Annotated in this window: 21 protein-coding genes and 1 tRNA gene; 14 read left to right on the top strand and 8 right to left on the bottom strand. The window is 43.1% G+C overall.

Annotated elements, in window-relative coordinates:
• The first annotated feature begins 40 nt into the window (after nucleotides 1-40).
• From PLE34_RS03400 to PLE34_RS03390, 3 genes are all read left to right on the top strand, one after another.
• Nucleotides 41-397 (top strand): hypothetical protein, encoded by a 357-nt coding sequence (locus PLE34_RS03400; protein ID WP_324554232.1) that lies wholly within the window; start codon nucleotides 41-43, stop codon nucleotides 395-397.
• A 107-nt stretch (nucleotides 398-504) separates the two neighbouring features.
• Entirely contained in the window at nucleotides 505-885 is a 381-nt protein-coding gene (gene gcvH, locus PLE34_RS03395) for a glycine cleavage system protein GcvH (protein ID WP_324554230.1), read from the top strand.
• A gap of 12 nt (nucleotides 886-897) precedes the next feature.
• Complete coding sequence (locus PLE34_RS03390) at nucleotides 898-1,284, top strand: VanZ family protein (RefSeq protein WP_324554228.1); 387 nt, start codon at nucleotides 898-900, stop codon at nucleotides 1,282-1,284.
• 273 nt (nucleotides 1,285-1,557) lie between these two features.
• Here the strand turns inward: PLE34_RS03390 and PLE34_RS03385 are convergent, their stop codons facing one another.
• Nucleotides 1,558-1,812: a hypothetical protein gene (locus tag PLE34_RS03385; protein WP_324554226.1), complete on the bottom strand. Its 255-nt coding sequence runs from the start codon at nucleotides 1,810-1,812 to the stop codon at nucleotides 1,558-1,560.
• An 11-nt stretch (nucleotides 1,813-1,823) separates the two neighbouring features.
• On the opposite strand from PLE34_RS03385, the gene PLE34_RS03380 reads away from it, so the two are divergent.
• From PLE34_RS03380 to PLE34_RS03355, 7 genes are all read left to right on the top strand, one after another.
• Complete coding sequence (locus PLE34_RS03380) at nucleotides 1,824-3,005, top strand: acyltransferase family protein (protein WP_324554224.1); 1,182 nt, start codon at nucleotides 1,824-1,826, stop codon at nucleotides 3,003-3,005.
• Nucleotides 3,006-3,020: 15 nt separating this feature from the next.
• Nucleotides 3,021-4,142 (top strand): acyltransferase family protein, encoded by a 1,122-nt coding sequence (locus PLE34_RS03375; RefSeq protein ID WP_324554222.1) that lies wholly within the window; start codon nucleotides 3,021-3,023, stop codon nucleotides 4,140-4,142.
• A gap of 163 nt (nucleotides 4,143-4,305) precedes the next feature.
• The gene (locus PLE34_RS03370) at nucleotides 4,306-4,884 is read left to right on the top strand and encodes a MarC family protein (protein WP_324554220.1); all 579 of its coding nucleotides are present in this window, start codon (nucleotides 4,306-4,308) and stop codon (nucleotides 4,882-4,884) included.
• Between the two features lie 316 nt (nucleotides 4,885-5,200).
• A tRNA-Arg gene (locus tag PLE34_RS03365) sits at nucleotides 5,201-5,272 on the top strand.
• A gap of 14 nt (nucleotides 5,273-5,286) precedes the next feature.
• Nucleotides 5,287-5,529: a GIY-YIG nuclease family protein gene (locus PLE34_RS21835; RefSeq protein WP_502875859.1), complete on the top strand. Its 243-nt coding sequence runs from the start codon at nucleotides 5,287-5,289 to the stop codon at nucleotides 5,527-5,529.
• Nucleotides 5,530-5,836: 307 nt separating this feature from the next.
• Complete coding sequence (locus tag PLE34_RS03360) at nucleotides 5,837-7,339, top strand: S41 family peptidase (protein ID WP_324554218.1); 1,503 nt, start codon at nucleotides 5,837-5,839, stop codon at nucleotides 7,337-7,339.
• A gap of 284 nt (nucleotides 7,340-7,623) precedes the next feature.
• On the top strand, nucleotides 7,624-9,231 hold the full coding sequence (locus PLE34_RS03355; protein WP_324554216.1) for a T9SS type A sorting domain-containing protein: 1,608 nt from the start codon (nucleotides 7,624-7,626) through the stop codon (nucleotides 9,229-9,231).
• Nucleotides 9,232-9,382: 151 nt separating this feature from the next.
• On the opposite strand, the gene nagA is transcribed toward PLE34_RS03355, so the two are convergent.
• The 7 genes from nagA to PLE34_RS03320 all read right to left on the bottom strand — a co-directional run bounded on the left by nagA (nucleotide 9,383) and on the right by PLE34_RS03320 (nucleotide 16,775).
• Nucleotides 9,383-10,486: an N-acetylglucosamine-6-phosphate deacetylase gene (gene nagA, locus PLE34_RS03350; RefSeq protein ID WP_324554214.1), complete on the bottom strand. Its 1,104-nt coding sequence runs from the start codon at nucleotides 10,484-10,486 to the stop codon at nucleotides 9,383-9,385.
• Between the two features lie 15 nt (nucleotides 10,487-10,501).
• Nucleotides 10,502-11,311: an amidohydrolase gene (locus PLE34_RS03345; RefSeq protein WP_324554212.1), complete on the bottom strand. Its 810-nt coding sequence runs from the start codon at nucleotides 11,309-11,311 to the stop codon at nucleotides 10,502-10,504.
• An 81-nt stretch (nucleotides 11,312-11,392) separates the two neighbouring features.
• Nucleotides 11,393-12,049 carry a response regulator gene (locus tag PLE34_RS03340; RefSeq protein ID WP_324554210.1) on the bottom strand — a complete coding sequence of 219 codons (657 nt, stop codon included), beginning with the start codon at nucleotides 12,047-12,049 and terminating at the stop codon, nucleotides 11,393-11,395.
• A gap of 731 nt (nucleotides 12,050-12,780) precedes the next feature.
• On the bottom strand, nucleotides 12,781-13,656 hold the full coding sequence (locus PLE34_RS03335) for an NAD kinase (RefSeq protein WP_324554208.1): 876 nt from the start codon (nucleotides 13,654-13,656) through the stop codon (nucleotides 12,781-12,783).
• A 122-nt stretch (nucleotides 13,657-13,778) separates the two neighbouring features.
• Complete coding sequence (locus PLE34_RS03330) at nucleotides 13,779-15,209, bottom strand: POTRA domain-containing protein (protein WP_324554206.1); 1,431 nt, start codon at nucleotides 15,207-15,209, stop codon at nucleotides 13,779-13,781.
• Between the two features lie 92 nt (nucleotides 15,210-15,301).
• A complete protein-coding gene (locus PLE34_RS03325) occupies nucleotides 15,302-15,961 on the bottom strand; it encodes a CBS domain-containing protein (RefSeq protein WP_324554204.1) in 660 nt (219 codons plus the stop codon).
• A 34-nt stretch (nucleotides 15,962-15,995) separates the two neighbouring features.
• Nucleotides 15,996-16,775: an alpha/beta fold hydrolase gene (locus tag PLE34_RS03320; RefSeq protein WP_324554202.1), complete on the bottom strand. Its 780-nt coding sequence runs from the start codon at nucleotides 16,773-16,775 to the stop codon at nucleotides 15,996-15,998.
• Between the two features lie 185 nt (nucleotides 16,776-16,960).
• Between PLE34_RS03320 and PLE34_RS03315 the strand changes: the two genes are divergently transcribed.
• From PLE34_RS03315 to PLE34_RS03300, 4 genes are all read left to right on the top strand, one after another.
• Nucleotides 16,961-17,950, top strand: a complete 990-nt coding sequence (locus PLE34_RS03315; protein ID WP_324554200.1) for a potassium channel beta subunit family protein — start codon at nucleotides 16,961-16,963, stop codon at nucleotides 17,948-17,950.
• A 24-nt stretch (nucleotides 17,951-17,974) separates the two neighbouring features.
• The gene (locus PLE34_RS03310) at nucleotides 17,975-19,345 is read left to right on the top strand and encodes an aldehyde dehydrogenase (RefSeq protein WP_324554198.1); all 1,371 of its coding nucleotides are present in this window, start codon (nucleotides 17,975-17,977) and stop codon (nucleotides 19,343-19,345) included.
• 20 nt (nucleotides 19,346-19,365) lie between these two features.
• Nucleotides 19,366-19,896: a hypothetical protein gene (locus PLE34_RS03305; RefSeq protein WP_324554196.1), complete on the top strand. Its 531-nt coding sequence runs from the start codon at nucleotides 19,366-19,368 to the stop codon at nucleotides 19,894-19,896.
• A gap of 170 nt (nucleotides 19,897-20,066) precedes the next feature.
• Nucleotides 20,067-21,098, top strand: a complete 1,032-nt coding sequence (locus PLE34_RS03300) for a PDZ domain-containing protein (RefSeq protein WP_324554194.1) — start codon at nucleotides 20,067-20,069, stop codon at nucleotides 21,096-21,098.
• The last annotated feature ends 22 nt before the right edge of the window (nucleotides 21,099-21,120 follow it).

Here is a 21,120-nt window from a genome sequence, read left to right as displayed (position 1 = left end):
CCTTGCCCCCGTAATCTCAAATCAACGTACTTTTGCACCCATGAACAATATTGAAAGTGATTTGCAAACGCGCTGGTGGAATCTTGAAGCACAGTTAGTGGAACGGTTTGGTAAGAAGCCCGATATGGAAGCCATTTTATTTTTAATAGGTATACAGGAGTTCGGAGAGATCCGCCATAAATTCACCAAGGAACAAAAGCAGGATTTAATGCATGTGGCTGTTTGCAGCCTTTTTGCGCAAAGCGGCTACTATGAGCTGGAAAAAGTAGATGATGACGGCTGGCCGCATTTCAAACAATTGAAACCCCTGCCGGTAATGAACCTTATAGAGCAGGAAAGTTTTATGAAAGACCATGTTTTACTTTATTTTGAAAACAACCATATTTTAAAAAAGTAAGAAACAATTGGTTTTATTTGTGTTTTTTAAACCACAGGAGATTCTCATCAGTTATACGGTTTATTCCAACTGTTTTTGTAATCTTTGCTGCACAAAAATTAAAAATCATGAATTTCCCTGAAAATCTGCGCTATACAAAAGACCATGAATGGGTTCGCCTGGAGGGCGATATAGCAGTTATAGGCATTACCGAATTCGCACAAAGTGAGCTGGGCGATATCGTATATGTGGAAATCGAAACGCTGGATCAGAACCTGGCAGCCGATTCTGTTTTTGGCACAGTGGAAGCAGTAAAAACGGTAAGTGATCTTTTTTTGCCTGTAACAGGAACCATTATTGAAATTAACCCGGAACTCAATAATCAGCCGGAACTGGTAAACAGCGACCCTTATGGAGAAGGCTGGATGGTTAAAGTTAAGGTAGATGACGCCGCTGATGTAGAAAACCTGCTGAAAGCGGATGCTTATGCTGCCCTTGTACAGGGATAACGCGGTTTGGCTATGAAAAAAAAGCTGCGGTACGCCATGTGGCCAGCCATACTATGGTCTGTTATCATTTTTATTTTATTGATTATTCCGGGACAGGATTTTCCGAAAGGGCCTAAAGTTCCTTCTCTCGACAAGGTCATTCATGTTTTTTTATTTGGCGTGCTGGTATTCTTATGGTGCAGGTATATTGATCGCACTCATGCTGCACCCGTATTGTGGATGTTTTTACTCGTTTTTCTCATTTCGTGTATCTACGGCATCGCGATGGAGTATGTTCAGCGCTATTGGGTAGCAAACAGGGGGTTTGAAATGGGAGATATATGGGCCGATGTAGCCGGCTCTGGGGGCGGGTGGCTGATTTACCGCTATTTCTTTTTAAGGAGGCAGGACCTGGTATAAAAAAAATTGGCCTCTATAGAAATAGAGGCCGCAACCAAAACTAACTGCTTATGAGAAAATTGACTGTTTTTACAATCTCTTTATATTAAGACACAAAACAAGGAAGAAAGGTTTATTCCTGTATTGTTAAATATTTCTAAAGAACTTTTTTTCTTAACGTAATATACAAAATTAAATTGCAATTACAATGCCATCTCTTTGTTATGTATACAAAGTTCCGTAAAAAGAAATCAAAACATTCATAATGCTTTGTAAAATTATCTTAAAGAACTGTTATTCATTTATTACTCTTCTTTTTCCTGCCGTGGGGCCCATGCTTGTAAGAGAATAATAACCGCTCTCCATACCCAATGTTACCTGGTCATTTTTTATTCTTAAACCTGAAGAATGGAGGTCACTCCAGGTAGCATATAAGTTATGGAGCCATAGCGCTGCCCGTGTAAACTGCTGTATTTCATCCCGGTAAACCTGTTTAGTACCTGTTCTTATCCATTCTTTGTATACAATGTGTATCTTAGTTGTCTTCAACTCCTGATTTTTTGAAACAACGTTTTTATGCTTTAGATGTATTTAGAGGCGCTACAGTAGCTTTTATGATACTGGTAAACAATCCCGGAAGCTGGACGTATATATATCCGCCATTTGATCATGCCAAATGGCATGGTTGTACGCCTACCGACCTGGTATTTCCCTTTTTTTTGTTTGCGGTAGGTAATGCAATGGCTTTTACCATGCCACGGCTGCGGCAGGGTGGCGATGCCATGATGTGGAAAAAAGTAGCTACAAGAACAGTATTAATATTTTGCATTGGTCTCTTTTTGAATGCTTTCCCTTTTATCAGGTACAATGCCGACGGCGTTCTGACACTAAAAGCTTTTCAAAACCTGAGAATAATGGGGGTGCTGCAACGAATTGCCCTCTGTTATTTTTTTGCCGCTGTAATGATCTATTATTTGCGTCCTGCCAGGCTTTTTACAGCGGGCACGCTGTTGCTGCTGCTGTACTGGATAATGTGCCTGGTTTGGGGAGGTAACGACCCTTTTAGCCTGCAGGGCTGGTTTGGAACGGCTATAGACAGGGCGGTGCTGGGTGAAAGCCATATGTATCACGGCGAAGGCGTGGCTTTTGATCCGGAAGGCCTAATAAGTACCCTGCCCGCCGTAGTGCAGGTAATATTGGGTTACTGGGCCGGCAATTTCATTGTTCGGAAAAAGAATCTTCCGGCAGAAGAAAAAGAGGAGCCGGTAAAAGATTTCTATCCCTTACTGACAAAACTGTTTGTTGCCGGCGTGCTGCTGATTTTTACCGGGCTTTGCTGGAATACCGTTTTCCCGCTTAATAAAAAAATATGGACAGGCTCCTTTGTGCTGTATACTTCAGGGCTGGCTATTGTTGTACTGGCCATGCTCATTTACGGCATCGAAATAAAAAAATGGCGTGGCGCCTGGAGCCATTTTTTTGATGTCTTCGGGAAAAACCCGTTGTTCATTTTTGTACTGAGCGGTATATGGGTGAGGCTATATGGTTTGGTGCGGATAGCCGATGAAACCGGGGACGGCAAAACAGTATACAAGGGATTAGGTGGCTGGATGTACGACCATATGTTTGCTCCCTTATTTGGCCATATGAACGGTTCCCTGCTGTATGCGGTTTTTCATCTGCTTATTTTTTGGGCCATAGCCAGGTGGCTGGATAAAAGAAAGATATATATTAAAGTATAATAACCCTTTCATTGTATGACCAAAGTTGCTTCTCCCCGTTTTCTCGCCCTTGATGTATTAAGGGGCATGACCATTTGTTTTATGATCATTGTAAATAATCCCGGAAGCGGCGCAGAACCCTTTGCTCCACTATTGCACGCCTCCTGGAACGGGTTTACTCCTACCGACCTGGTATTCCCCACATTTATGTTTGCAGTAGGCAATGCCATGAGCTTTTCCCTGCCCAGGTACAGGCAACTGGGTACCGGCAGTGTGCTGGGTAAAATATTTAAACGTACGGTTATTATTTTTTTGCTGGGATACCTCATGTACTGGTTCCCCTTTTTCAGTGAAAGCCAGGGAGGCGGTTACCAGCTTTCTCCCATTAGCAATACCCGCATCATGGGCGTTTTGCAGCGCATTGCGCTTGCTTATTGCGCAGCGGGATTAATGATCCATTTTTTGTCTAAAAAAACGGTTTGGGCTTTAAGTGTTATTTTTTTACTGGGGTATTGGCTCATCTTATATGTTGGCGGCGACTACAGCATGACGGGCAATGCCGGGCACAAGCTGGATTTGCTGTTATTTGGAGAAAGTCATTTATACCACGGCGAAGGCGTAGCTTTTGACCCCGAAGGGCTATTGAGCACCATACCCTCCATTGTAAACGTAATAGCGGGTTACTATGCCGGTATTTTCATCCAGCAAAAAGGAAAAAGCTTTGAAACGGTAGCCAAACTATTAATTGGGGCGTTTGGGCTGTTGTGCATCGCTTATTTCTGGGACTTTGTTTTTCCCATCAATAAAAAGCTGTGGACCAGCTCTTTTGTGCTGTACACGGTGGGGCTCGACCTGGCTATATTAGGGATACTCATTTTTATCCTGGAAATCAGGGCCATCACCAAAGGCGCTTATTTTTTCCAGGTATTTGGCAAAAACCCGCTTTTCATTTATATCCTGTCGGAAATACTGTATACCGCATTTTATATGATCAAAACCGGCTCCGGCACACCCCTTTATGAAGCGGCGAATAGTACCGTTTTCCAGAAAATACTGCCTGGTGCGTGGGGTTCCCTTGCCTTTGCTGTTTGCTATGTGCTTTTATGCTGGCTGATCGGGTACTGGATGGACAGGAAGAAGATTTATGTGAGGGTGTGAGGCGAGTGAGGGGTGAGAAGTGAGAGGTAAATGGTGAATAGTTTTCGCTTCACGTTTATCGTTTGTCGTTTCACGAGGTGAGAAGTGAGAGGTGAATAGTAAACTTTTTATTAACCCCGCGATCTGTGTTGCCGGAACAATACCTTTGCACAAACCCGGAATTATGCCATTTAGCTTTAGTGAACTGGTAACGGTTGTATTTACGCTTTTCGCGATAATTGATATTATTGGGTCTGTGCCCATATTGATTTCGCTGAAACAAAAAATTGGCGGTATAAACGAGCTGCGCGCCACGCTTATTTCCGGTGGATTAATGATCCTGTTCCTGTTTGCAGGGGAAGGCTTTTTGCGTATCCTGGGCTTGGATATCAAAACGTTTGCGGTAGCGGGTTCGGTGGTTATTTTTATACTGGGACTGGAAATGGTGCTGGGACTGGAATTCTTTAAAAGTGAGAAAGATGTAAAAGCGGCAACGCTGGTACCTATTGCTTTTCCGTTGATAGCGGGCTCCGGAACGCTCACCACCATTATGTCGCTTAAAGCCAATTTTTCTGACCTCACTATATTCCTGGGCATTTTTATTAACCTTATTATCATTTACGCGGTTTTAAGGTCGTTGAATTTAATAGCCCGGATTTTAGGAAGTGCCGGATTAATTGCGGTGCGTAAATTTTTTGGCGTAGTTTTGCTCGCCATCGCCGTAAAAATATTCGCAGAAAACGCGCATGGGTTGATCAAGTAATGTGAAAATGTGAGAGATGTGTAAATGTGATAAGTGAAATACACCGGTTTACTTTTCAAACAAAAAGCTCTTTGGTGATAATATTTGAAGCCCGTAGAAAATCACATTTCCATATTTTCAAATTATCACATTTGTTTTGGCCTCGTAGTACAATGCCCGCCCGGCTGCCCGACTGAGCCATTCAGGCGGGGCTGAACGCCGTTCGGACGGGGATAGTATAAGAGTTTCCGAGATGTCCCGTTGAGGTACAAAGGCTTAGGATAGAGGTTCGATAGCAATGGTATAAAATAGGTAGTTCTTTTTTTAAATAGTTCTTGGCCTCGTAGTACAATGGATAGTATAAGAGTTTCCGAAGCTCCAGATCCAGGTTCGATTCCTGGCGAGGCCACTACTGCTTTTCCTATGTTTTATGCTTATGTTTTAAAAAGTGTTGAGCATAACTATTATTACAAGGGTCATTGCCGTGATCTTGAAAAAAGGTTACATCAGCACAATTCAGGAATGACAGGATCAATCAGGCCTTATATTCCTTTCACATTAGTCTGTTTTGAAGCGTTTGAAACAGAACAGGAAGCAATAGAAAGAGAAAAATACTATAAATCTGCAGCCGGAAGAAGATACTTAAAAAAAGTACTGGCCTCGTAGCACAATGCCCGCCCGCCTGCCCGACTGAGCCATTCAGGCGGGGCTGACGCCAGTCGGACGGGGATAGTATAAGAGTTTCCGAAGCTCCAGATCCACCCGCCCGAACGCCCGCCTGAACGAGCATTCGGGCGGGTATCGTTCGGTACGGGCGGGGGTTCGATTCCTGGCGAGGCCACAAATTTTAAAACGTGTATTTTGCTTACATAAGTGCCACCCGCTCTGTAATATCCGGTCTTTTCCTTACTAAGTGGCGCATCTCTATATATTTTTCTCCTCCGTTTGAGTTTTGGAATCTATTTTTACTGCTATGGCAAACAGGTCTAAGTATGGTTTACTATTATCTGTACTTATAATATTCGCGGTAAGCTGTCAAACCGCCAGGAAAACAATGGATCCGGCTAAAAAATTTCCCGCCGAAGTCCTGCGTAAAGATTATACCCTGCTCCGCGAAATCATGGAGCGGTTTCACCCTGCACTATACTGGTATACGCCTAAAGACAGCATGGACTATTATTTTGATCAATACTATAATGCCATTACCGACTCTATGACACGGCAGCAGTTTGGCTTTACTATATTGGCCCCGCTCACTACCAAAGTGCATTGCGGGCATACCAGCTTTAACTATCCAAGGGCTTACAGCCGGCGGCAGCGCGAGCATGCGCAGCCTTCCTTTCCGCTGTTTATGAAAATATGGCCCGATACGATGGTGCTTACTTCCAACCTGAATAAAAAAGACAGCATTCTAAAAAGGGGCACGTTAATTACCCGTATTAACGGGCTTGATGTGCGGCAACTGGCCGATACGCTTTTCCGGTTCATGCCAACAGACGGTTACGCAGAGAACGTAAATTATATACGGCTCAGCGCGGCATTCCCTTATTATCACCGCAATATTATAGGACTGTCTGCAAAATACGCGGTGGGGTATATAGACAGCGCAGGGGTGGAAAGAACAGCTACGGTTCCCCTGTTTGACCCGGCTACAGACAGCCTGGCAAGAACCTTTATCCGGAACAGGAATAAACAAATTGACCCTGAAAATAAGCCGGCAAAATGGGAGAACTTCAGATCGTTTAAAGCGGATACCGCTCATGCATTGGCGATAATGGCCATACACAGCTTCGGGAGCAAGGGTCGCTTACCTTCTTTTTACCGGAAAAGTTTCCGGCAGCTCCGCAAAGCAAAAACGCCCAACTTAGTTATTGACCTGCGCACCAATGGCGGTGGTAAAGTAAATAACTATACCTCCCTTGCCCGGTATATCCGCGATACACCGTTTAAAGTTGCCGATACCGCCACGGCCATGCATAACGGACTGGGGCGTTACAAACGTTACTTCAGCTCGGGATGGCTCAATTCGATGATCCTTTTTTTAACCACCACTAAAAAGGAAGACGGCAGGTATCATTTCAGGTACTGGGAAAAGCACGCATTTCATCCCCGCAAAAAAAATCATTACAACGGGCAGGTATTTGTGCTGATCAACGGCCCCACATTTTCGGCATCCACCCTGTTTGCACACACCGTAAAAGGACAATCCAACGTGTTGCTTATTGGTGAAGAAGCCGGGGGCGGGGCGCATGGCAACAGCGGCATTCTTATTCCGGATATAGTACTGCCCGAAACCAAAATGAAAGTGCGGATGCCCCTGTTCCGTTTGGTGCAATACCATCACCCGTCTAAAGATGGCAGGGGCGTAATGCCCGATATATATGTGCCACCCACGGTTGACAATATCAGGCGCGACAGGGATGGTAAAATGGATAAGGTAAAAGAGATCATAAAAGATTCATCTGCAATACAATAAATACGATGATTACTAACGGATAAGCATACCTTGCAGGAACTTTACCGGAGATAATGCAATAATAACACAACCGTTTCTTTTTTTATCCTTATAAAATTATTACTTTAGCAACCCGGTTTATCCCGATCGAATCCCTTATCCCACTGTTTTACTTCTAATCTTACACTATCGCGGCATGTAGCTGTATTTAGTTTACATCAAGTCAATCCCTGTTTAAAACCTCCGTTACCCTGCGACCATTACCACTGTTCCGCAAAAACGAAACCTTAAAGTAATACTGTAAAATGCGTATCATTTTTATTGTGCTTCTGCTGTGCATAACAGCGGGCCATTCGCTCCGGGCACAGGATGTGCCGGGTTGTATGGATCCTGCATCTCCTGATTATGTTGAAAATGCTACTATTAGCGACGGATCATGCGGATATCCTGACGGCTCTGCCGCACTATTAAATTCAAGAATTGCTACACTTCCTGATGACCTGCAGGAAATAAGCGGGATGATCTACTGGAATGGAAAATTGTACGGACATGAAGACAGTGGTAACGATCCCATTATTTATGAAATGGACGCTGCAACGGGAGTGATATCTAAAAGGATTACCCTGGAGGTTTCCACTGTGAATATGGACTGGGAAGACATCACACAGGATGACAATTATATTTATGTAGGCGATTTTGGAAACAATTCGGGAACCAGGCAAAACCTGAGAATTTTTAGAGTTGCCAAAAGCCTTATAACCACTATTACCGGAGAGTCGGGCACCATTGCCGCAGCGGATATTGCCACGATTAATTTTACATACAGCGATCAAGCTGATTTTACACCGCATCTTAATACCACTCCTTTTGACTGTGAGGCGATGATATATCACGATGGTAACCTGCATTTATTTACCAAGGGTTGGGATGGAAACGGTACCAAACATTATATATTACCTGCTACACCCGGAACCCAGGAAGCGACATACCTTGAAAGCCTGGATACGGAGAACTTTCGCATAACAAGTGTAACCAAGGCGAACAACAATGCTGTTATCTTGTTGGGTTATGAAACCGAATATTCAATCAATCCTCTTATTTTACCAAAGGTGGCGATATGGGTTATAAGTGGCTTTAATGATTATAATACAATAATAGAAACAGGGAATAAAAGAAAAATTGATTTAGGGTTGATTGCAAATACTCTTACTACTGGTATAGGTCAGGCGGAAGCGATAACTGCCACAAGCCAAACAATGGTTTTGATATCCAGTGAGCATTTTGCCATAACAGAACCTCTTCCAGTTACTATTAACCAAGGCTTGTTCGAATTAAATACTGAGCAATGGATGCCACTCTATATCCTCCCCTTCGGCATTACCAACTTTACGTCGCGGCTGAGCAATAACCAGGTGGCATTAACCTGGGAATACAGCGGGCAGGGCGTTGCTTATTTTGAAGTGGAAGCTGCCGGCCAGGCTAACGGAACCTACCGGTCAATAGGTAAAGTATACGATGCCGGTAACACATCATCTTTATTCAGCTTTACAGATAAGGAACCGCTGGTATCTGCCCAACGGTTTTACAGGATCAGGATCGTTTCACCCGATGGCAAACACACCTACAGTAAAACGCTTGCCGTTAGCGACAGCAGCAACACGCAATTCAACCTTACCGTGGCGCCGAACCCCTTCAGCGATAAAGTAGATATCAGCTTTTACAGCGATAAGCGGCAAACCGTTCAGTTCAGCATCATGGACATGCATGGCAGAACAATAATGCTGAAGCAGCTGCAGTGCACACCGGGCAGGTACAGCTATATGATGGATGGGTTGCAGGGCTTAAGCAGTGGCGTTTATTTTTTAACCGCCAGAACACCCGGCAATAATTATGTCCGGAAGATCGTGCGGTAATGTACGGCTGCCTGTTAAGGTGAGAACGAAGCATCTGTATTTTATTTGGTCCTTGTGATTTGTCTTTTGGTGCTTTGTCTTCCCTCGGATTTCGAAATTCAGGCTTCGGATTTAACCTTCATCCGCTTCCTGTAGCCGTGTTGAAAACATTTCACACAGTAACCACATCCTTCACTTCCAGCGCATCATTAAACAGCACAAATTCTGCGGTATAGCCTGCTTCTATTTTCCCTAAAGGCACTTTAGTTTTTAACAATTGCGCAGGATAAGCAGAAGCCATACGCAGCGCTTCTTCAAGCGGTATGCCGGCATGGGCCACCGCGTTTTTTACCGACTGCATCATGGTTAAGGCGGAACCCGAAAGCGTTCCGTTGGGAAGTGTATAACGGTCGCCTTTAAATACATGCCGGTATTCGCCTTTAGCTGTTTCTGCAACAGCGTCTGTTATGAAGAACAGGCGTTCACCCATAATTTTTTTGCTGATGCGCAGCGATACAAAATCAACATGCACGCCATCGGCAACAATGCTGCTTTTAACGGTATCATTATTATAAACAGCCCCAACCAGTCCCGGCTCGCGGCTTTGGAATGGCGACATAGCATTAAACAAATGTGTGGCAGCGGGAATACCCAAAGCAAATCCCTTTGCAGCCTCAGCGTATGTGGCATTGCTATGTCCGGCCGAAACAATAATATCATTATCCATTAGCATCCGTATGATTTCCGCATCGCAAACCTCCGGCGCTATGGTCATCATTTTAAGCACGCCCTTACCCTTTTCCAGCAGCATGGCTACTTCGTCAACGGTGGGCTTTTTAATGCATTCCAGGATATGCGCTCCTTTTTTTACGGGATTAAGATAGGGCCCTTCCAGATGCAAGCCCAGCACACCTTTACCACCCTGTTGCCAGTACTTCTTTACCAACTCAATGCCTTTCAAAAAATTTTCGATGGTATTGGTGGCCATGGTAAGCATGAACTGTGTGCAGCCGCCCCGGAGGCAATACTGGTAAGTAGCGGCAATAGCTTCTGTATTCAGTTCGGCCGAAAACAGTTTGCCATCGCCACCATAGATCTGCAGATCAATAAAAGCGGGCGCTATGTTCAGTTTACCGAGATCCTTAACGGCATACCCTGCCGGCAATTCCTTTTCGTTAACCAGCCCCTCTGTTATATTATTGTTCACCAGGATGGCTTTACCCGTTTCCTTTTTAATGCCGGTGTATATGCTGCAATTGGTATAGGCTATTTTCATTTTATTAGTATGGGTTCAGGGATCAATTAAAAAACTGTCGGCATCTTTCCAAAAAGGAAACTGCCTGCGTACCGCTTCTAATTTTTCTTTATGCAAAACGGTAGTGAACACCTCTTCTTTATGGGACTGTGTATACAATGTTTCACCCAACGGGTCAATGATCATGGAATCGCCGCTATGGTATATATTGTTGCCATCATTCCCTACACGGTTTACGCCGGCAACATAGCACTGATTTTCTATAGCCCTGGCATGGAGTAAGGTTTTCCAGGCATGGTTGCGGCTTTCTGGCCAGTTGGCCACATAAATAATGAGATCATATTCGGGAAGGTTCGCCGCTCCATCCTGCCGCGGATAATTTTTTTGCCGCACCCACACAGGGAAACGAAGGTCGTAACAAACCTGCAGGTTTATCTTCCACCCTTTTACGGAAGCGATAAGTCTTTTGTTACCAGGGGTATACCGTTCATCTTCCGAAGCGTAGGCAAATAAATGCCGTTTATCGTAGTAACCATAATTGCCATCGGGCAGCATCCATATCAGGCGGTTAAAGTACTGCCCGCCTTCTTCAATAATAACACTTCCGGTAAGGATGATTTTTTTTTGTGCCGCCACGGCTTTCATCCATGCTACGGTATCACCGTCCATTTTTTCAGCGAGTGCCTCGGGGTACATGCTAAAGCCCGTGCTGAACATTTCGGGCAAAATCACTACTTCTGTTGGTTGTGGTATGGCAATGATCTTTTCCTTTAACATCCGCAGGTTAGCGGCTTTATCTTCCCAGTGTAAATGGGTTTGAATGGTAGTAACAGAAAGTGCCGGCATGATCAATACATGAAATACATCAAAGCTTCCGCTGTTAAACAGGAATATATTGCTATGTAAAATAATAGATTTTTGCTGAGCCTACGCTATTCCGGCATTATTAATAAAGTTCACCAGCGCGGCTGTATTCTTTAAATTGAGCTTTTTCAGAATATTGTGGCGATGAACCTCTACCGTTTTAAGCGTGATGCTCAACTGCAGCGCAATTTCTTTTGAAGACTGCCCCTGTTTGATAAGGTCGATGATCTCTACTTCGCGCTGCGATAACAGGTTAATATCCGGCTTCTCGGTGTCTTCTAAGATTTGTTCGGAAAGGATGGTCTTTACCTCGTGGCAGATATATTTATTACCCTGTGCCACTTCGCTGATAGCGCCGATCATTTCCTCTTTTGATGAGTTTTTGGTAATGTATCCCATTGCGCCAACCTGCAGCATCTTTTTGGCATAAGCAGGCTGCGAATGCATGGAAACGCCAATGATCCTGGAATCGGGTGATATTTTACGGATTTCTTTTGTGGCTTCGAAACCGTTCATCGGGGTCATATTAATATCCATTAATATAATATCCGGATGGTTGCTTTCAGCGAGCTCAATAGCGGTTTTTCCCGAGTCAGTTTCAGCAATTACCTGAAATCGTGAGTCGCTGTTTAAAATAAAAGACCAGGTATCTCTGATCAGCTTATGATCATCAACTATTAAGATAGTGATCTTACTATTCACAGGATTGTGTATTAACATGTGCGGATAAGGTTTTTACAAATATAAACGACTTTAGAACTTTAAGAGCGAAGGTGCGTTTCAAAAGAATAATAATCAGCAATATAGACAAAAAATTAACTTATTTAAACAGGGCCAGGGGAATGCGATTTAAATGGGTATAATTTAAAGTCGCCCTGCAAAGGTATTTATATAAAATCATGCAAACCAATTATTTCCCGAAGAATGGCCGTAAGGTCCATGCTGCAGGTTTATACAACGTTTTTTGCGCATGTTTTGGAGACAGGCTGGTAACGGAAAGCCTGAAGTAAGAATAATAGCCATATTAAATAAAGGGACGCGGCTAATAATCTGCTGCAATATAAGGGATTAAATTCACTTATTGTATCAGGAAATGGAGCGGGCAAAGGAGGTACTGGAGAAATACCGAAAAGCCAAGTCATAAGTCCGAAGCCGGGAATTCGAAATTCGAAGGAATACAAAAGCACTAAATAACAAGAACCAAATAAAACTCAAATGCTAAATCCGAATACTAAAGTTCGAAATCCGAGGTCAAATGCAACCACAAACTATAAATTAAAAATCCGAACATTCAGCCTGTCGTTACTTACTGATGGCCAACGGCTGATTGCTGAGCGCTGACACCTGATAGCCGCATACAATAAGCTCATATTGAAACGAATTTCCCCTGAAACCTGAGACCTGTACCTTGCACCTCCATCCATCTCAAATAACATTAAATAACCCTTATTTTAATTCCTTTTATCTAATCCCCACGAAAGCTTACCCCTGAGGGTTTGTAAAAAGCTGTTTTCGCTCAGCCTTATCAAACTTATTGTAAACGCTTCTTTCTTAACAGCCAGTTGTATGTCTTTATTCACAATCTCCCGGCGGGAGTCCAATGCGCATATAAACTGGTCGGTTCTGCCTTCTATTTCAAAGGAAACAATACTGTTGTCCGGAATAACAATGGGTCGAACGTTAAGGTTATGAGGCGCCACCGGCGTTATAATAAAGCTTCCTGAATCGGGAAACAATATGGGTCCGTTGCAGCTTAAAGAATAGCCCGTTGATCCGGTAGGCGTAGATACAATGATACCATCTGCCCAATAGGTATTTAAAAACTCTCCATTGAGGTAAGTGTGGATCTTAATCATGGAGGAAGTATCTCTTTTATGTATGGCGAACTCATTAAGCGCATAGGGTGTTTTACCAAAGAGCGGGATGCTGGCATCCAAATGAATAAGGCTTCTTTTGTCAATTACATACGTGCGGTTAGCCAAAGCATTTACGGTATGGGCAAGCTCATGTTTGCCAATGGTAGCCAAAAAGCCCAGGCGGCCGAAATTAATGCCCAGCACGGGTATATTACTATTCCTGATAAAAGTTAAGGTATCTAATAAGGTACCATCACCCCCCATGCTTATTATGCACTCAAAACTATCATCCAGGTCACCCGCATCAATAAATGTTGGGTATTGATTTGGCGGAAAGAGATGCCTGACCTGCTCAAAAAAGTAGTGCTGGATGTAACAAGATATCTTATGCTTCTCCAGTTCATCCAAGAGGAGTATAAGGTCTTCCTGCCTCACGGTTTCGCCACCACGGCTGTATATAGCGATTTTCATCAGTATATTTTTTATGTTTTAATGGTCTGACGCCTGCCTGTTCGGTAGACAGGGAACTCCGCAAAGCATACAACCTCCTCTATGAGAAAAATTTATCATGCTCCGTTTCATTTTGTATTTTTCTAAAAACCAAGACGGGCCTGTAAAAATAAGCCCTTTTCTCCTAATTGGTTAAAGCTGTATTCCAGGAAAAGGGTAAGATCATAAATAGACAACATATCTATTCCGGCGCCTCCGGTATATAATAAACGGTTGTTTAAGGGATTAGCGTTCATAACGGGTTTACTGTACACGTAGCCCAGATCGCCATACGCTTTCACATAAAACCTGAAGGGAATGCTTCCGTAAGAACGCGATTTTAAGCCTGTGCGTAAAGTAGGCCGCCACACTTCTTTTCTTAACGTTATTTTAGACAGGCCGCCGGCAACACCATCTACAACATAATATTCCAGCCCCCGCATGAACATATCGTTGTAACCCATCATTTGCCGGTTAAAGTAAGGCTGATCAAATGGCAGCTTAACGGTTGCCACGCCCTGCAACGCAAAATAATAGGTAGGAAATAATTCCCAGTATTTTCCTGCTTTTGCAGAGAACTCCCAGAGGTTCATATTGCGGGTAATGCCTCTTTTTACAAAAGAAAACTCCCATTGAAATCCCTTTAGAGGATAAGGAATATAGTTAAGATTAAAATACTGGTATTGATAATTCAGCTCCGGGTATTTTACCGCTTTTGCGGCATTGCCGTAGTATTCGGGGTTAAGATTAAATACGGAATCATTGATCTTATTTACATTATAGCTCAATTTTACGTTATGCCTCCTGATATAGCCCGTTCGGTAGCTATACCCCAGGCCTATACGCAGTTTTTCCGTTACAAACCTGCTTTCATCTTTATAAAATATTTGCTTGTTATTTTCCGTGCTATAGTTGATTTCCTTGTTCTGCGAGAACTGGAAGTCAACGCTCATGCCGTTTTTTAAAGTCTTATCAAAATAAGGCGCTGTATAGTTAAGCAGCACCTGCTTCGAATACCCTGTAATAAGCCATATATTTAATTTATCGTTTCTGCCGCTTACATTGTTACCAATAAGCTTGATGCCGTAGTTTACCCTCGCCAGGCTGGCATTGTATTCATTTATCCACACATTAAAGTTGCGGTCAACCGGTTTAAAATACGGAACGGGAAAATAATACCACCTTTCCTTTACATCTATAACAAGGTCTATTGAATCGTTGAACCAATTGGTAAAATCAACCGTAACATCAATAAAAAGACCGGTATTAATTAAGTTTTGTTTGGAGCGGGGAAGGTTCCTGAGAATATCGGAAATAGAATATTTTCCGTTCTCCTTCATGGGTATTTCCCTGGCTATGATATAAGCTTTGGTAATTTTGTTGCCGGTGATGGCAACGTTGCGTATGGTAAGAAAAGACGATTTAAGCACATTATCATCTTCATGGGGTATTTCTTCGTTTTCCTGGGCTAACAAACATTGAAAATAACAAAGCATCATCCCGCATAACAACAGGTATTTATACCGTACGCTCATCCGCTCTATTGATGTGTATTTTTTTAATGACTAAAGAACTAAAATAGGATTATTATGTAAAGGTTTGTTCACCGGCAATAATAAATGATGCCTTATATATTAAGATAATTCATCAGGTGAACGAAATTATCCTGCAGTTCATTTTGGTATAACTCTTCACCATAGTAATATTTTATATTGTATTCATGCCGTTGAAAGGTGGCCAGGATGTCTGATATTTCTGCTTTATTGATGCGGATCGTAATCGTAAGCAGTTGGGTAGGCGTATCTAAGTAGCTGTTAAGCTGGGTAATGTAAGCATCGTTAGATTCAATAAGCCTGTTTATTTCGCCGACTGAAAAGTCGCTTTTCTCCATTTCTAATATGATGATCCCACCCTGTTCTTCAATCCCCGCAAAAACAGCGAGCTGCCTGAATAAATCTTCTTCACCAATAGCGCCCAGTAATTCATATTGTTCGGAAATAACCGGAACTACAGATATATGAAGGTCTTTTGCTCTTTTTACCGCCAGCAGAAAGAAGTCGTTCTGGCGAACGAAGGGGGTGGTAAAGCTCCCTTTCAGGCTTTCCATGGTGCGGTTGTCGTTGGTATCTAACAAATCATCTTCGCTAACCAGCCCCAGGTATTTATCTTCATCTACAACCGGCAGGTGAGATACATGAAAATCATTCATCTCCTGCAAGGCCTTGCCTGCATTATCATCCAAATGTAAAAATGGAATATTCCGCGATATAAGTTCTCCTGCAAACATAAGAAGTATATTTTCTTATACAGATAGATGCCAATTAGCCGTTTACCGCTGCAGGTTCATTCAATTTTGTGAGAAACTGATGCAAAATTTTGTTAAACTCATCAGGCACTTCCATCATAGGCGCGTGTCCACATTTATCAATAAAATGTAATTCGCTGTTAGGGATAAGGCGGTTGAACTCCCTGCCAACAAAGGGCGGAGTAATAGAATCATTGTTGCCCCATACCAGCAAAGTAGGTTGTTTAATTTCATTCAGCTCTTCACCGAGGTTATTGCGGATGGCACTTTTGGCCAATGCAATAATCTTTATCACTTTTAACCTGTTGGTGGTAATCTCAAATACTTCATCTACCAGTTCTTTTGTAGCTACTTTAGGATCGTAAAAAGTAAGTTCTGTTTTAGCCCTGATGTATTCATAATCACCTCTCTTGGGATACGTATCTCCCATCCCGCTTTCAAATAATCCTGAGCTTCCGGTAAGGATCAGTGATTTAATATTTTCCGGGTGTTTCAAAATATAAAGCAAAGCCACATGTCCTCCCAATGAATTACCTAAAAGGTGAATGCCTGAATAGGACTTATGCTCTATAAATTTGTGCACAAATTTTTCTATCCCGCCAACGGAAGTGTGCAACAGATCAAGCTCCAGCAAGGGAAGCATAGGCACCACTACTTTGTATTGCCTGCGAAAATATTCAATAAGATCCCCAAAATTACTCAGGGCTCCAAAGAGGCCGTGAAGTAAAATCAATGTTTCACCATTCCCTTCCTCTACATATTTGAACTTGCCATCTTGTTTAATTTCGTAACTCATCCTGTTCATACCTCAATTAATTGCTAAAATAATTTTTTTGCTCCATATACAGCCCCTTCCTTACAAAGAAAAGGAAAAAACTTTGAAATAAACGGATATTGCAACCAACCGCAGGATGCTTGCTACCTGAGAAAGGCTTAAATTTGAGTATCCATTTTATATTGTTGATTACTAATTTTTTAGGCATGGATTATCGTATTATGGGACATACAGGATTGCAACTAAGTGTTGTATCTTATGGCAGTTGGGTTACTTTTCATAAACAGGTTGATGATCGTTTGGCAGATGAACTGATGGGTATTGCCTACGACAGTGGCATTAATTTTTTTGATAACGCGGAAGTATACGCGTTAGGGGAAAGTGAAAAACTGATGGGAAGGGTACTGAAGCGAAAAAACTGGGAACGCAGCTCCTATATTGTTTCTTCCAAGGCCTATTTTGGCTGGAGGGGAAAGCACAACAAGCCCAATCAAACCGGGCTTAGCCGCAAACACCTGGTTGAAGCCTGCCAGGAAGCCCTGCAGCGCCTGCAGGTGGATTATCTTGATTTGTATTTTTGTCACCGTCCGGATACCACCGTACCCATTGAAGAAGTAGTGTGGACAATGAACCATTTAATACAACAGGGCAAAATCCTGTACTGGGGCACCAGCCAGTGGAGCGGCGCCGAAATTATGGAAGCCCACCGTGTGGCGCAGCAATATAAACTCATCGGGCCTGCCATGGAGCAGCCCCAGTATAATATGTTTGAACGGTTTAAGATGGAGCAGGATTATTTGCCTGTTTTTCAAAATGCAGGTATGGGCACTACCATATGGAGCCCGCTGGCAGCAGGGTTTTTAACAGGCAAGTACAATGACGGCATTCCTGCCGGATCGCGGCTGGCTATTGAAGGTTTCGACTGGCTGAAGGAAAGGTGGGTGCAGGACGATAAAATACAAAAAGTAAGAAAACTGGGAGATCTGGCAAAAAAGATGAATATACCGCTGGCGTCTCTAGCCATTGCATGGACCATCCATAACCCCAACGTTACCACCACTATACTTGGCGCAACAAAAAAGCAGCAATTAGAGGAAAATTTAAAAGCGCTTGATGTGGTTGCACTGCTCACTCCTGAGATCATTGAAAAAATTGAAAAAATACTACAGAATAAACCTAAATTAGATTTAGCGTAAACAACATATGGCCAAATCAACCACATGAATGCTACCGAAGCTTTGCAGCTCATCCGTACTTATTATAACAGCGGGGCCACACGTTCCTGTTCTTTCAGAAAGCTGCAGCTAAAAAAATTAAAGCAGGCACTGTTGCAGCATGAGCAGGAGATCTATGATGCCTTATACGCCGATCTCAAAAAAAGTAAAGAAGAAGCTTATTTTTCGGAGCTGGGACTTATACTCGCGGAAATCAGCTATATGCTTAAAAACCTGCGCAAATGGATGAAGGCTGAAACCGTATCGGTGAGTGTTGTTAATTTTCCATCGGGCAGTACGGTGTACCGAGATCCCCTGGGCGTAGTGCTCATTATAGCGCCATGGAACTATCCTTTGCAACTGGTTATGCTGGGCGTAGCCGGTGCCATTGCCGCGGGTAATTGCATCGTTATAAAACCCTCCGAAATGGCGCCTCATACTTCAGTACTGATTGAAAAAATAATCAGTTCTGTTTTTCCACCGGAGTATATCTCCGTAGTTCAGGGAGAGGGCGCGCAGGTAATTCCGGAGTTGATGAATGTTTTCCGGTTCGATCATGTATTCTTTACCGGCAGCATACCGGTTGGCAAAGCCATTTATGAGCTGGCTGCAAAAAAACTTATTCCGGTAACACTTGAGCTGGGCGGCAAAAGCCCGGCAATAGTAGAAGCAGATGCCCCTATAGCTGTTGCGGCAAAGCGCCTGGTGTTTGGAAAATTTACGAATACAGGACAAACCTGTATTGCTCCCGATTATATCCTGGTGCATGCCTCGGTAAAAGAAAGGTTAGTGGAGGAGATGAAAAAAGCAATTCAGGCATTTTATAGCGATAGCGCTTTAAGTTATGATTATGGCAAAATCATCAATGAAAAACGTTTTGATGTGCTGGTGAGCTATTTGCAGCAGGGCAATATATTGTTTGGCGGCGCACACAACAAAGCCAATCTTTTTATTGAGCCTACTTTAATGGATAATGTATCACTGGATGCATCGCTGATGAATGAGGAAATATTTGGGCCTGTTTTACCCCTTATTACTTTTAACAGCATGGAGGAAGCTTTGGCCGTTATAGAACGCAATCCGAACCCGCTTGCTTTTTACCTGTTTACCGGCAGCAGGCAGAAAGAAAAAGCGTGGATCAATACGGTACATTTTGGAGGCGGCTGCATTAATAATACCCTGGCGCATTTCGCCAGCCATTCCATGCCCTTCGGAGGCGTTGGCAACAGCGGCATGGGCAACTATCACGGGAAGTATTCTTTCGATGCCTTCAGCCGGTTAAAATCCGTATTAAAAACACCAGTATGGATTGATCCCGCCGTGAAATATCCTCCGTTTAAAGGCCGGCTGAAATTATTTAAAATGGTAATACGGTAAAGTATCTTAAAACGTACAGTATGCTCACCAAAGCAGGTATAGAACAATATTTTATTGCCGAGAGAAATGCAGGTATGTTATTGCTCATTATAGGTATTGCGGCTATGGTAATTGCTGTTATCTTTTTTATTTTTTTGAAAACCCCGTTATATAAAGGCGCAGCATGGCCCCTGGTCATCCTGGGTGTAGTGCAAATGGCAACAGGCTATAGCATATATGTAAAAAGCGACAAGCAGCGAATTGATGTGGTATATGCATACGACATGAACCCGGGCAAATTAAAAGCAGAAGAGCTGCCCCGTATAGAAAAAGCAGTAAAGGGCATAACTGTTTTTTTAGCGCTGGAATTTATTTTGCTGGCTGCAGGTGTGGTATTGCTATGGACGAACCGCCTGTTTTTTGTAAACATCCAAATAGGTTCTGCATTCCGAACAGGCACTGGAATAGCGCTTATTATACAGGCCCTGCTGCTGTCGGGCATAGATTATTCGGCTTACAAAAGGGGAAGTGCATACAGGGAACAGCTCCGGCAGTTTGTTGCAAAAAAGTAACATAGCATCAGCGCGGTAACAACCTCATGGCAGTGTATAGTGGGCTATACCTTCGTTCAATTGATTATACCCATCCTGTCGGTATTTTAACATTTCCGAAATGTTTCGTATTTAAAAGAAATGCTTTACATTTGATCTACTAATACTTTCGTAATTAAAAATCAAATGGTATGAAAACAGCATTTTGTAAAGGTACTGTGTTAACTATACTGGCGTTTGCCTGTATGCTGGTCAGCGTTTCCGTTAGCGCACAGGACCTGAAAAATAAAAAACAAAAAGAGGAAGAGATCATCATCAAAAAAAAGGGTGATAAGGATGAGAAAATAACCATTGTGGTGGATGGAGATAAAATTACCGTTAATGGAGAACCCTTAGCGGAATTTAATGATGATGATATTATTATCCGGAAAAGGAAAATTTTTGGACCAGATAATGATTGGGCAGACGGTAGCAGGACGTTCCGGGCGCCGCGTGCTCCATTTCCGCCGGGCGCTCCTGTTCCACCCCTGGGTTGGGGATTTTCGGGTGATGATGCTTTAACTACCACGGAGCCCAAAGCCCTGCTTGGCGTATATACGGAAAAAGATGAAAAAGGAGCAAAGATCAGCCAGGTAACAGATGACAGCCCGGCCGGAAAGGCGGGATTAATGAAAGGAGACATTATTACAAAAGCAGGTGATAAAAAAATTACGGATCCTTCTTCCCTCTCTAATGCCATCAGCGCTTTGAAACCCGGCGATGACATACAGGTTCAATATCTGCGTGATAACAAACAGAAGAAGGTGAAGGTTACCCTGGGAGAGCGCAGGTCACCGGCACGCACCTTTCATTTTGATGCACCTTCCTTCAATGAAGACATGTCGAAATCATTTCAGTTTCGCGGGCCTCAAAACTGGCAGGGCGATTGGGGTATGTTTAACAGCAAACCACAGTTGGGTATTCGCATACAGGATACGGAAGAAGGTAACGGGGTAAAAGTATTGGATGTAAACGAGGCTTCCCCGGCCGAAAAATCGGGCATACAAAAAGATGATATTATTACTTCAATTGATGGCACGGAAATTAGAAATGCCGGCGATGCTAAAAAGAAGATAAGTGAGCTGAAAGACAAATCGTCCTACCCGGTTACCGTGCTGCGCAATAATCAAACCGTGCAGATTGATATAAAGATCCCCAAAAATTTAAAAACGACAGACCTGTAGCGGAAGCTCATAATGATTTATA

Source organism: Agriterribacter sp. (genome assembly GCF_035445465.1).
In the GTDB taxonomy this organism is placed as follows: domain Bacteria; phylum Bacteroidota; class Bacteroidia; order Chitinophagales; family Chitinophagaceae; genus Agriterribacter.
Note: the sequence above shows the minus strand (reverse complement) of the source record. Positions and strands in the feature narration are given on the sequence as shown.